11 protein-coding genes are annotated in these 12,647 nt (G+C 64.6%); 9 read left to right on the forward strand and 2 right to left on the reverse strand.

Features of this window, described 5'->3' with window-relative positions:
• Positions 1-43: 43 nt before the first annotated feature.
• The 8 genes from gcvA (at position 44) to BPNPMPFG_RS23655 (ending at position 9,035) form a co-directional block, all read left to right on the forward strand.
• Positions 44-1,018 (forward strand): transcriptional regulator GcvA, encoded by a 975-nt coding sequence (gene gcvA, locus BPNPMPFG_RS23620; RefSeq protein ID WP_258591047.1) that lies wholly within the window; start codon positions 44-46, stop codon positions 1,016-1,018.
• Positions 1,019-1,179: 161 nt separating this feature from the next.
• Entirely contained in the window at positions 1,180-2,484 is a 1,305-nt protein-coding gene (pncB, locus tag BPNPMPFG_RS23625) for a nicotinate phosphoribosyltransferase (protein ID WP_258591048.1), read from the forward strand.
• Positions 2,485-2,651: 167 nt separating this feature from the next.
• On the forward strand, positions 2,652-4,085 hold the full coding sequence (locus tag BPNPMPFG_RS23630; protein ID WP_258591049.1) for a hypothetical protein: 1,434 nt from the start codon (positions 2,652-2,654) through the stop codon (positions 4,083-4,085).
• A gap of 153 nt (positions 4,086-4,238) precedes the next feature.
• The gene (locus tag BPNPMPFG_RS23635) at positions 4,239-5,540 is read left to right on the forward strand and encodes an ABC transporter substrate-binding protein (RefSeq protein ID WP_413776802.1); all 1,302 of its coding nucleotides are present in this window, start codon (positions 4,239-4,241) and stop codon (positions 5,538-5,540) included.
• Between the two features lie 217 nt (positions 5,541-5,757).
• Positions 5,758-6,639 carry a branched-chain amino acid ABC transporter permease gene (locus BPNPMPFG_RS23640; RefSeq protein WP_258591050.1) on the forward strand — a complete coding sequence of 294 codons (882 nt, stop codon included), beginning with the start codon at positions 5,758-5,760 and terminating at the stop codon, positions 6,637-6,639.
• On the forward strand, positions 6,636-7,598 hold the full coding sequence (locus BPNPMPFG_RS23645) for a branched-chain amino acid ABC transporter permease (protein ID WP_258591051.1): 963 nt from the start codon (positions 6,636-6,638) through the stop codon (positions 7,596-7,598). Before BPNPMPFG_RS23640 ends, BPNPMPFG_RS23645 begins: the two co-directional genes overlap by 4 nt.
• Positions 7,595-8,323: an ABC transporter ATP-binding protein gene (locus BPNPMPFG_RS23650; RefSeq protein WP_258591052.1), complete on the forward strand. Its 729-nt coding sequence runs from the start codon at positions 7,595-7,597 to the stop codon at positions 8,321-8,323. The genes BPNPMPFG_RS23645 and BPNPMPFG_RS23650 overlap by 4 nt, the downstream gene beginning before the upstream one ends.
• Complete coding sequence (locus BPNPMPFG_RS23655) at positions 8,316-9,035, forward strand: ABC transporter ATP-binding protein (RefSeq protein WP_258591053.1); 720 nt, start codon at positions 8,316-8,318, stop codon at positions 9,033-9,035. The genes BPNPMPFG_RS23650 and BPNPMPFG_RS23655 overlap by 8 nt, the downstream gene beginning before the upstream one ends.
• 230 nt (positions 9,036-9,265) lie before the next feature.
• On the opposite strand, the gene BPNPMPFG_RS23660 is transcribed toward BPNPMPFG_RS23655, so the two are convergent.
• On the reverse strand, positions 9,266-10,702 hold the full coding sequence (locus BPNPMPFG_RS23660) for a sodium:proton antiporter (protein WP_413776803.1): 1,437 nt from the start codon (positions 10,700-10,702) through the stop codon (positions 9,266-9,268).
• Positions 10,703-10,892: 190 nt separating this feature from the next.
• Entirely contained in the window at positions 10,893-11,507 is a 615-nt protein-coding gene (gene pncA, locus BPNPMPFG_RS23665; RefSeq protein WP_258591054.1) for a bifunctional nicotinamidase/pyrazinamidase, read from the reverse strand.
• 261 nt (positions 11,508-11,768) lie between these two features.
• Here pncA and BPNPMPFG_RS23670 point away from each other — a divergent pair, with 261 nt between their 5' ends.
• Complete coding sequence (locus BPNPMPFG_RS23670) at positions 11,769-12,632, forward strand: FAD binding domain-containing protein (RefSeq protein ID WP_258591055.1); 864 nt, start codon at positions 11,769-11,771, stop codon at positions 12,630-12,632.
• Positions 12,633-12,647: the final 15 nt, after the last annotated feature.

Raw genomic sequence — 12,647 nt, forward strand, 5'->3', positions numbered from 1 at the left:
GGGTGTTTTTTGTGAGAAAATCTCACAAACTGTCGAGTACGCGATGGCCAAGCGTCTGCCGCCCCTGAATCCGTTGCGCGCCTTCGAGGCAACGGCCCGCCATGCCTCACTGACCAAGGCGGCGAGCGAGCTGAATGTCACGCACGGCGCCATCAGCCACCAGATCAAGGCGCTCGAGCAGTCGCTCGGCGTCAAGCTGTTCGAGCGTGCCGGCCAGCGGGTCAAACTGACGCCGCATGGCGCCGAGCTGCTGCCGGCGGTGTCGACCGCCTTCGACGGCATCGCCGCCGCCACGCAACGGCTGACGCGGCCGGCGAGCAGCGGCGCGCTGTCGGTATCCTGCGTGCCGGCCTTGCTGCTGCTGTGGATGACGCCCCGGCTGGGCAGCTTCATGGCGCAATATCCCGACATCAGGCTGACGCTTATCCCGTCCAACGACGCCAGGGATCTGCGTGCGCCGCATATCGATGTCTGCGTCCACTACGGCGACGGCAGCTGGACCGATTGCTGGATGCGCAAATGGTCGGGCCTCGAACTGTTTCCCGTGGTCAGCCCGACACTGGTCAACAACCGGCCGATCCGCAGCGTCAGGGATCTCGCCGACCATGTCTTCCTGCATGGCGACGACGGCCGCGAGTGGCACACCTGGCTGGCGGCCGCCGATGCGCTGGATCTGGAGCGCGGCCGCCGCCATCATCTCGGCGATGCACGCATGGCGGCCGAGGCCGCGGTCCACGGCCATGGCGTGGCGCTGGGCGATTCGGTGACGGCAAGCGCGCTGCTGGCCAGGGGCATGCTGGTCGCGCCGTTCAGCCTGTCGGTGCCGGCGGTCGACGATTTCTACATCGTCTGCCGCAACGAAATGCGAACGACGCCGATCGTGCAGGTGTTCATAGACTGGTTGTTTGCCGAAAAGGCGCAGGATGACGGCCGCGCCGACGCCCCGGTGGCGGGCCGCCTCGTCACCCGCCGCAAGCGTCCGGCGCTCAGCGTCATCGGCGGCAAGACCGAGAGCTGATACCGGCCTGCGGTTCGCGGCCACCCCTCGGTAGTCTCCGGTCATATGCAGGGTCTTCTTTTTGTCGGGCCAGTGGTCAAACCGGGCAGCGTTCTGGCCAATTCGATGCTATGAGGCCTGTCGCGGTTGTGGATGGCAGGCAGCGAAGGCGGTGTTGAAACATGGCTAAGACCGATATTGCGCGGCGTGTCTACAACCACACCTGGAAGCTCGACCCGATCGTGCGCAGCCTGCTCGATACCGACTTCTACAAGCTTTTGATGCTGCAGATGATCTGGGGCATGTACCCCAAGGTCGCCGCCACCTTCTCGCTGATCAACCGCACGACTTCGGTGCGCCTGGCAGACGAGATCGATGAAGGCGAACTGCGCGAACAGCTCGACCATGCCCGTACGCTGCGCTTCGGCAAGAAAGAGATGATTTGGCTCGGCGGCAACAATTTCTACGGCCGCAAGCAGATCTTCGAGCCGGAATTCCTCGCCTGGCTGGAGAATTTCCGGCTGCCGGAATACGAACTGTCGAAGCGCGACGGACAGTACGAGCTCACCTTCAGCGGGCCGTGGATGTACACCACGCTGTGGGAAATCCCGGCGCTCGCCATCATCAACGAATTGCGCTCGCGCGCCGCGATGCGGGCGTTCGGCCCCTTCGCGCTCGACGTGCTCTACGCCCGCGCCAAGGCCAAGATGTGGTCCAAGACCGAGCGGCTGAAGGCGCTCCCCGGCATCCGCATTTCCGATTTCGGCACGCGTCGGCGCCATTCCTTCCTGTGGCAGCGCTGGTGCGTGGAAGCCTTAAAGGAAGGCATCGGCGAGGCGTTCACCGGCACCTCCAACGTGCTCTTGGCCATGGACAACGACCTCGAAGCGCTCGGCACCAACGCGCATGAACTGCCGATGGTGTTCGCAGCGCTCGCCGATACGGAAAAGGAACTGAAACAGTCGCCCTACAAGGTGTTGCAGGACTGGCAGCGTTACTATGGCGGCAACCTGCTGATCGTGCTGCCCGATGCCTTCGGCACCGCCTCCTTCCTGCGCGACGCGCCGGACTGGGTGGCCGACTGGACCGGCTTCCGCCCCGACAGCGCGCCGCCGATCGAGGGCGGCGAAAAGATCCTGTCGTGGTGGCGCGACAAGGGCAAGGACCCCCGCCAGAAGCTGCTTATCTTCTCCGACGGGCTCGAGGTCGAAACCATCGAGGAGACCTACCGTCATTTCAAGGGCAAGGTGCGCATGTCGTTCGGTTGGGGCACCAACCTCACCAATGATTTCGAGGGCTGCGCGCCGACGGAAACCAACAGCCTGGACGCGATATCGCTGGTCTGCAAGGTCACCGAAGCCAATGGAAGGCCGGCGGTCAAGCTTTCCGACAACCCGGCCAAGGCGACCGGCGACGAGAAAGAGATCGAGCGCTATTTGCGGATTTTTGGTGCGAAGGATCGCGTGGAGCAGCTGGTCAAGGTGTGAGGGTATGGGGACTCCTGGATAGTATGAGTTCCTTCGCGCCCCCCTCTGTCCTGCCGGACATCTCCCCCACGAGGGGGGAGATTGGATGTCACCTCCGCCTTCGCCAATTTTCAACGTTGCAAGAACGGCAGGCGCTCGAACTGCCAATCTCCCCCCTCGTGGGGGAGATGTCCGGCAGGACAGAGGGGGGCGCCGTAGAATGCCGTCGTTGGCCGTTGGCCTTAATGCTTGCGGCCTTCCTCCTCCCCACCCCTGCCTTCGCCCACGCCTCCGACCGTGGCCACGTCCTGCTCCTGCCGACCGGCTACTATCTGGTTGGCGGCGCCTTTGCCGTGGCCGTCAGTTTCCTCGTGCTGGCGTTGCTGCCGGCGGACTCACTCGATCGTTTCTGGCGCCGCCGCCTGCCGCTGCTCGTCTTCGGTGATGGCGCCCGCACCGTCATCAGCCTGATCTCCTTTGCCGGCTTTGCAATTCTCATCGCCGCCGGTTTTTCCGGCAGTCGAGACCCGCTCTCCAATCCCCTGCCTCTAGTGATATGGACCCTGTTGTGGGCCGGCCTCACGCTGCTGCAAGGTGTCGTCGGCGATCTCTGGTCATGGCTGAACCCGTGGTATGGGCCGTGGCGTCTTGCCTCGCGTCTGTTCGGCGGAAGTGAGGAAGGCGCATGGCACCTCCCGCGATGGCTTGGTTGCTGGCCGGCCGTCATCTTGTTCTTCGGCTTTGCCTGGTTCGAACTGATCGATCCGGCGCCCGACGATCCGGCGCGGCTGGCCTCTGCCGCCGGCCTCTACTGGCTGCTCACCTTTCTCGCCATGCTGGCGTTCGGCTACCGCGGCTGGAGCCGCATTGGCGAATTTCTCACGGTCTTCTTCTCGATGGTGGCGCGTTTCGCCACCGTCGAGCGCAGCGAAAACGGCCGGTTGGCACTGTGCTGGCCGGGCGCCAAACTGCTCGCCGCCGAGGCTTTGCCGACCAGCGGCATGGCCTTCCTGCTTCTGGCCCTGTCGTCGGTGTCCTTCGACGGCTTGTCGAAAACCTTCTTCTGGCTTGGCCTGTTCGGCATCAATCCGCTCGAATTCCCCGGCCGCACCGCCGTGATCGGCAGAGGCACTCTCGGGCTCGCTCTGACATTCGTGCTGCTGGCAGCGGTGTTCATGCTCGCCGTCTGGCTCGGCCAGCTTCTCGCCGGCAGCGATCGTTCTCTCGGCCAGGCAGCCGGCTTGCTTGTGTGGTCGATCGTGCCGATCGCGCTTGCCTATCATGTCGCGCATTATCTGACGGCGCTGCTCGTCGACGGCCAGTATGCGCTTGCCTCGCTGTCCGACCCGTTCGCGCTGGGCTGGAACCTGTTCGGCACCGCCGACATGCAGATCGAGGCCGGCATCGTCGCCGGGGCGGACTCGGCGTGGTGGCTGTGGAATGTACAGGCCGGCGCCATCATCCTCGGCCATGTGCTCGCCGTGCTCGTCGCCCATGGTTTTGCTGGACGATTGCAGCCGGTTCCCGCCCGTGCCGCGCTCAGCCAGTTCCCGCTCACCGTGCTGATGATCGCCTATACGGTCTTCGGCCTCTGGCTGCTCGCCACGCCGACGGTGGGCTGAGCCGTTTGCGCTGGAAAATAAACCAGGATTCCCTTAGGGAAGCGGCATTGCCGTGTCCGGACTTTGGTGATTTAGTTTGTACACATGCAATTTTTCGACTTCCGGAAATGAGCGGACTTCGCGCTCCGAACGCTGAACAAGGGGAACGGCATCATGGACAAGAGCAAGACCTTCGATCTCTCGAAAACCGGTCTCACCCGCCGCACGGCGCTGAAAGGGCTGGCCGCGACCGCCGGCCTGGTCACCGCGCCGGGTTTCGTCCGCTATTCCCAGGCGCAGAGTTCGGCGCCGATCAAGATCGGCTTCCAGTCGCACCGCACCGGCATCGGCGCCGCCTATGGCCGCTGGTACGAGAAGACCACCGCCGCCGCCGTGAAGGCGATCAACGCCGCCGGCGGCATCAACGGCCGCCAGGTCGAGGTGATCATCGAGGATGACGGCACCGACCCCGGCCGTGGCGCCGAGGTGGTCGCCAAGTTCGCCACCCAGCACAAGACCGACATCGTCTTCGGCACGCTGTTCTCGCATGTCGTCATCGGCTCGGCGCCCGCCGCCGGCGAAGCCAAGATCCCCTACTTCGTCGTCAGCGAAGGCCATCATGTCGCTTCGACCAAGCTGAACCGTTATGTCTTCCAGCCCGGCATCACCGACGTGAAGAGCCAGATCCAGTCGATGGCGCCGTGGATAGCAGGCAATGTCGGCAAGAAGGTCACCATGATCTTCCCGGATTTCGCCTTCGGCTACGACCATCGCGACTACCTGCCACCGGCGCTGAAGGCGCAAGGCGCCGAGGTCATCGCGAAGATCGCCATTCCGCCGACGGAATCGTCTTTCACCAAGTACTTCCCGCAGATCCCGGCCGAGACCGAGGTGATCTACCATGTCATGGTCGGCCCGGCGGTGCTCACCTTCGTCAAGGAGCTCGGCGAGTTCTACGGCTCCAACCGGCCGCAGCTGTTCGGCTTCATCGATTCGCTCGAGGCCACCGACATCAACAGCCCCGGCCTCGAATTCCTCGACGGCAGCCATTTCTGGGAGGGCTCGCCGCGTTATGCGCAAGCCGATGATTCCGCCGCGCAGAAAGCCTATCGCACTGCTGTCGGCATCGACGACAATGGTGCCGCCGTCGGCGACCCCAAGGACGTCTCCACCGCGGCGCACATGTTCGGCTGCTGGGAAACGCTCTACGTCGTCAAGAAGGCCATGGAAGACGCCGGCTACAAGGGACCGGAAGACCGCGCCAAGCTGGTCGAGGCAACCGAAGCACTGACCGCCTTCGCCGAAGGTCCGGAGCACCCGCAAGGGCCGAAAACCTTCAACGGCAAGATTCACCAGTGCTTTGGCATCCAGAACATCTCGAAGGTCGAAGGCGGCAAGCTGAAGGTCGTGCACAAGACCAAGATCGAGGACGGGCTTTACGAGGCCGAGGGGGATTACACGAGGCAGGCGCTGTGAGCCTGGCTGCTCAGCAAGCGTGAGAGCCAAGTCACCCCCCTCTGTCCTGCCGGACATCTCCCCCTCAAGGGGGGAGATTGGCAGTTCGTATGATGGCGGCCACGCACTGGCTTTGGCGATTGGCGAAAGCAATCATGACAGCCGATCTCCCCCCTTGAGGGGGAGATGGCCGGCAGGCCAGAGGGGGGTGCACTTGGCGCCTGCCAGAGTATAGCCGATGGCCTTCGGTCCCCACCTCCTCCTCGCCGTTCTCGAAGGCCTCGTCACCTCGGCCGTGCTGGCGCTGACGGCGCTTGGGCTGTCGCTGGTGTTCGGCGTCATGCGCGTCGTCAATGTCGCCCATGGCGAGTTCTTCATGCTCGGCGCCGTGCTGGCCTGGGCGATCACCACCGCGATATCAGGCCATCCGGCGCTCGGCTTCCTGGCGGCGCTGGTGATTGCGCCGCTGATCGTCGGCGCCATCGCGCTGGTCGCCGAGCGGCTGGTGTTGCGCCGGCTCAACTACAATCCGGAAGCCACCATAGTCGCCACCATCGGCATGCTCTACATCATCCAGCAGCTGGCGCTGACCTTCTACGGTCCGGAGGCGCGGCCGGTGGAGCCGCCGTTCAGCTATCGCATCCTTTTGCCGTGGTTCGGTTATTCCGGCTACAAACTGTCGATCATCGCCGCATCCGCGCTTCTGCTGATTGCGACATGGCTGGTGCTGACGCGCACCAGGATCGGCCTGATCATGCGCGCGACGCAGTATGACAGCGAGACGGCGCAGGCCTTCGGCATCCCGGTCGGCCGCGTCTATGGCGGCGTCTTCGCGCTTGGCGCCATGCTGGCGGCCATTGCCGCGGTGCTGATCGTGCCGATCAGCCAGGCGCATTATTTGATGGGTCAGGATCCGCTGCTGCTCTCCTTCATCGTCGTCATCATCGGCGGCCTCGGCTCGCTGCGCGGCACGGTCGTCGCCGCCGTGCTGATCGGCCTGTCCGACGGCATCATCTCGATGTTCTTCTCGCCGACGCTGGCCAAGATCATCGCCACGCTTCTGGTCGCCATGGTGCTGGTGTTCCGGCCGCAAGGCCTGTTCGGGACTGCATCGCGATGAGCGAAGCTTCGCCGGCAAAGGCCTACGCCTCACATCTCGGCGTCATAGCGCTGCTGTTCGTGCTGAGCTTCCTTTTGCCGGAATATTATCACGGTCTGCTCGCCCGCATCATGGTGCTGGCGGTCTTCGCCATGGGCTACAACGTGCTGTTCGGCTATGTCGGCCTGCTCAGCCTCGGCCATGCCATGTTCTTTGCCGCCGGGCTCTATGGCGCCGGCCTTGCCGTCATCCAGCTCGGCTGGAGCGTGCCGGCGGCATTCGCCGCGGGTCTCGGCTGTGGTGTTGTTCTTTCACTGGTCATTGGCCTGCTGGCGCTGCGTACATCAGGCGTCGCCTTCATGATCGTCACCATGATGTTCGCCCAGGTCTTTTATCTCGTCATCCTCTATTTCGCGGCATGGACCGGCGGCGACCAAGGCATGGTCGTGCCGCAGCCGGTGCGCGTCCTCACCTTCGGCGCGACGTCGCTCGACCTCACCAATCCGACCGTCCGCTACATGACGGCGCTGGCGCTTTTCTCGCTCGTGCTGCTGATCACGCTTGCGATCGTGCGCTCCCGATATGGCCGCGTGCTGGTTGCCATCCGCGAGAACGAGGAGCGGACGAAGATGCTGGGATACGACACCTTCTCCAACAAGCTCGCCGCCGTCGTCGTCTCCGGCACCATCTGTGCGGCTTCTGGCGCTGCCTATACGCTGCTGTTCGGCTATGTCGGCTCGAGCTTCGCCTCGGTGCAGTATTCGATCCTGCCGCTGCTCTGGGTGCTGCTCGGCGGCGCCGCCACGACGCTTGGGCCGCTGCTTGGCACGCTGTTCATGTACTATATCATCGACATCACCAGCGGCTACACCTCGGCCTATCTGCTGATCGTCGGCGTCGCGCTTATCCTGCTCGTGCTGTTTTTCCCCAAGGGCATTCTGGGCAGCATCCGCCAGCGCTGGCTCGGGTGGCTGCCATGATGCCGCTTTTGACCACCAAGGGCCTGTCGCGCAACTTTGGCGGCCTGCGCGCCGTCGATGGGGTCGACTTCGCGCTGATGCCGGGCGAGATTCGCGCCGTCATCGGGCCGAACGGTGCCGGCAAGACCACTTTCGTCAGCCTGGTCAGCGGCCGCATCCAGCCGTCTTCCGGCATGATCGTCTTCGATGGCGCCGACATCACCGGCCTGCCGGCCTATGTCAGGGTCCGCCAGGGCATCGCCTACACGTTCCAGATCACCAGCGTCTTCGCCAACCTCACCGCCTACGACAATGTCGCGCTGCCTGTGCAGCGCACGCTGAGCGACGGCCGCTCGAAGGGCGCGGTGCGGGCCGGCGTCACAGCGGCGCTCGAACGCACCGGACTGGCTGATCGCGCCCACATGCTTGCCTGGCAATTGTCCTACGGCCACCAGCGCCTGCTGGAGGTGGCGATGGGCCTGGCGCTGAAGCCGCGGCTGCTGATCCTCGACGAGCCGACGCAAGGCCTGGCCGACAGCGAGATCGACAATTTCATCACCCTGGTCCGCGAGATCGCCGGCAGCGCCACCGTGCTCCTGATCGAGCACAACATGCCGGTGGTCATGCAACTCGCCGACCGCATCACCGTCTTCAATGCCGGCAGGATCCTGGCCGAAGGCACGCCCGAGGCGATCCGCGAGAACGCGGCGGTGCAGGAAGCCTATCTGGGGACGGTCCATGACTGATGAACGGTCAGCGGCGCTGAAGATCACGGGACTGGACTGCTTCTATGGCGAGGTCCAGGTGCTCCATGGCCTCGACCTCGTGCTGAACAAGGGCGAGGTGCTCTGCCTGTTCGGCCGCAATGGCGCCGGCAAGACGACGACGCTCAAAGCCATCATGGGGCTGGTTGCCCCGAGCGCCGGTTCGATCAGGCTCGGCGGAAAGGAACTGACCGGGCTGCCGGCGCATGAGGTGCCCAAGGCCGGGGTCGCCTATGTGCCGCAAGGCAGGCGGCTGTTCGCCGAGATGACGGTGGCGGAAAACATCGAGATCGGGCTGATGGCGCGCGGCAAGGGCACGGCGACGCGCGAAAGCGTGCTCGACCTCTTCCCGCTGCTGCGCCAGCGGCTGAGGCAGCGCTCGGGCACACTGTCCGGCGGCGAGCAACAGATGCTGGCGATGGCGCGCGCGCTCTGCCTCGAGCCGCAGGTGCTGCTGCTCGACGAGCCGACCGAAGGGCTGATGCCGTCGATGATCGCAAAAATCCGCGAGACGGTGTCGAAACTGCGCGACTTGGGCGTTTCCACGATCCTGGTCGAGCAGCGGGTCGATGCGGTGCTGTCCGTCGCCGACCGGGTTTCGTTCATCGAGAACGGCCGCAACCGCGAGACCGTCGACGTCGAAGAGTTGCGTGCCGACCCATCGGCGGTCAGGCGCTATGTCGGCGTGGGATAAAGCCGCGTCGGCACAATGCCAGTGAAAAGCCTGCGGACGATAGCGCCGCCCCTCACCCTTGCCGATACCGGGCGAGCCGCTTGTCTCGCCCGTCCTTCGGACCCCGTGAAGAACGGGGAGAAGGGGGGGCGCCAGCGTTGGAGCCTGTCCCTTCTCCCCGTTCCTCACGGGGAGAAGGTGCCGGCAGGCGGATGAGGGGCAGTGCTGACGGCGCAATCCGTGCACTCGGTTCACCGATGGAAGAACAGAAAGCCCGCAACCAGGAATGTCGGGATCAGCATCAGCCCGGACCACAGCATATAGCCGAAGAAGCCCGGCATCTTCACGCCGCGATGCCTGGCAATGGCATAGACCATGAAATTGGGCGCGTTGCCGATATAGGTGTTGGCGCCCATGAACACGGCACCGGCCGAGATCGCCGCCAAGGTCGACGCAAGCTCAGTCATCAGGTGATGCGGATCGCCACCGGCCAACTCGAAGAACACCAGATAGGTCGGCGCGTTGTCGAGGAAGGACGACAGCGCCCCGGTCAGCCAGAAATAGGCGAGGTCGTTGGGCGTGTCTTGCGCCGAGGTGACGAGTGCGACCAGCGGCGCCAGTGCGCCGTCATGGCCGGCCCTGAGGATGGCGATGACCGGCACGATGCAGATGAAGATGCTGGCAAACAACTTCGCCACTTCTGATATAGGCCCCCAGTTGAAGCCGTTTGCTTCGCGGTATTCCCTGCGCGAAACCGCCAGCGAAACGAAGGCGAGCCCCAGGATGATGGCGTCACGCACCAGGTTCTGCAGTTCGAGGCTGACGCCCTGGACGGAGAAGCTGACACCCGGCTTCCAGCTCGCCGATAGCAGGATGGCGCCGATCACACCAGCCAGCAGCGGAAGGTTGGCCAGGCCGCGCAGGCGCACCTTCGTATCCGGTGTCGGGCCCTTGATCTTCGGCGTTCCGGCCTCGCGCCGGTGCAGGATGATGTCGATCATCAGGAACGCCGCCAGCACGACGCCACCGACGAACAGCGTCTCGCGCCAGAGGTAGGCGGTGGTCCAGAAGAAATCGACACCGCGCAGGAAGCCGACGAACAGCGGCGGGTCACCCAAAGGCGTCAGCGAACCGCCGATGTTGGAAACCAGGAAAATGAAAAAGACGATGACATGGGCGTTGAACGGCCTGGCGTCGTTGGCGCGGATGATCGGCCGGATCAGGATCATCGACGCGCCGGTCGTGCCGATGACCGATGCCAGCAGCGCACCGACCAGCAGCAGCCCGGCATTGACCAGCGGCGTGCCATGGATGTTGCCGGCGACAAGAATGCCGCCCGAAATGGTGAACAGGGCGAACAGCAGGACGATGAACGACATGTATTCGGTGAGCAGCGCATGCAGCACCGCTTCGGTCGCCGAGGGGACACCGAAGGCCAATGCCAGCGGCACGATGACCAGCGCCGCCCACAGGGCCGCGATCTTCCCGTAATGATGCTCCCAGACACGGTGGAAGAGCAGCGGCCCGGTGGCGATCGACAGCAGCAAGCCGGCAAAGGGCAGCGCCCACCACAGCGACATCGAGGCGCCGGGCAGGCCGTGTTCCTCCGCCGCCAAGACCTGTTCTGGAAACAGCATCGCGAGAGCGATGACGATCACGGCATTCGCGGATGAGAAAGGCCCCCTCATCCGGCCGCTGCGCGGCCACCTTCTCCCCGCTGGGGAGAAGAGGCGGGCATCAACGCTGGCGCCCTCCTCTCCCCTCGGGGAGAGGTCGGATTGCCCCGAATTGCCCTTCGCAATTCGGTTGGCAATCCGGGTGAGGGGGTCTCTGACCAAAGGCGAGTATGGCAGCTTTACCTGATGCCCCACCGCCGGTTCAGTCCGACAACTGGTCTTCAAGCGTCACGCCACCATCGCGCATGCGCCGCAGCATTGTCTCGAGCGAGCCGTTGAGATCGATGGCGCGGCAGGCATCGAGCCGGACGGTGGTCTTGAAGCCTTGGCTGACGGCATCCAGCGCCGAAAAGCCGACGCAGAAGTCGGTCGCCAGGCCGACCAGGGTCAGCGTGTCGATGCCGCGTTCCCGGAGATAGCCGGCAAGGCCGGTCGGCGTCGTGCGGTCGTTCTCGAAGAAGGCCGAATAGCTGTCGATGGAAGGGCGAAATCCCTTGCGGATGACGAGCTCGGCCTTGGTCCACGCGAGGCCGGAGTGAAAGTCCGAACCCAGGCTGCCCTGGATGCAATGGTCCGGCCACAAAGTCTGCTGGCCGTAAGGCATGTCGATCATGGTGAAGGGCTGCGAACCCGGATGGCTGGAGGCAAAGCTCGAATGGCCGGCGGGATGCCAGTCCTGCGTCAGCACGACATGGTCGGCGCGCCGGATCAGGTCGTTGACCAGCGGCACGATCTCGTCGCCGCCGGCAACCGCCAGCGCGCCGCCGGGACAAAAGTCGTTCTGCAGGTCGATGACGACAAGTGCTTCGTCGGCCATGGGCTTTCCTCTTCCGTATGCAGGCTCCAGTGGAAAATGCCGCTGACGCGACCGGACGCAGAAACTTGACCAGATGGCCGGCCGCGTCAACCTCTCGCGACATAACAAATGCGTGCCGACCGGGTGCCCGCAAACTCCGGCTTTGACAATTCCTGCCGGCTTGATATCATTTGCATACGAATGAATTTTGCCCGGCACCGGCGCCGGCAGGGTCTTTCGAAATACCGGTTTCTGGAAGGCCTCTTTTCTGGAAGGCAAAGCGTGATCCGTTACGCGAAACCCACCACGGTCGACGAGGCGCTCGCTCTGCTTGGCGAGGGCGCCTGGCGCATCCTTGCCGGCGGCACCGATTTCTATCCGGCACAAGGCAGCAAGCCGTTCCGCGATGACGTCCTCGACATCAACGGCCTTACGGCGCTGCGCGGCATTGCCGAGACGGATGACCACTTCGTCATCGGCGCGCGCACCACCTGGACCGACATCATCCGCCATCCCTTGCCGCCCGCCTTCGATGGGCTGAAGCAGGCGGCGCGCGAGGTTGGTTCGGCGCAGATCCAGAACGTCGCCTCGGTTGCCGGCAATCTCTGCAATGCCTCACCTGCCGCCGACGGCGTGCCGGCCCTGCTGACCCTCGATGCCGAAGTCGAACTGTGTTCAGTGGCGGCGACGCGTCATCTGCCGCTGCAGGACTTCATTCTCGGCAACCGCCGCACCGCCTTGCGGCCCGGCGAGATGGTTACGGCCATCCGCGTGCCGAAACCTGCTGCCGCCGGCACGTCGGCTTTCGTCAAGCTCGGCGCCCGGCGCTACCTCGTCATTTCCATCGCCATGGTGGCGGCGCGGCTGGTCGTGGACGACGGCATTGTCGGCCGTGCGGCTGTCGCCGCCGGCTCCTGCTCGGTGGTGGCCAGGCGGCTTGCCGGCGTCGAGGCCGCCTTGCGCGGGCTGCCGGCCGGCCAGGCGCTGGCCAATGCGGTCCTGGCCGCGCCGATGGCTGAGCTGTCACCGATCGCCGATGTGCGCGGCAGCGCCGAATACCGGCTCGATGCGGTGCGCGAGATTGTCGCCCGCGCCGTGCTCGCGGCTGCGGGTTATCAGGCTGATGGTAGCAGGGTGGCGGCATGAGCCAGGTCTTGCCTG

This window comes from Mesorhizobium sp. AR07 (genome assembly GCF_024746815.1).
GTDB lineage: Bacteria > Pseudomonadota > Alphaproteobacteria > Rhizobiales > Rhizobiaceae > Mesorhizobium.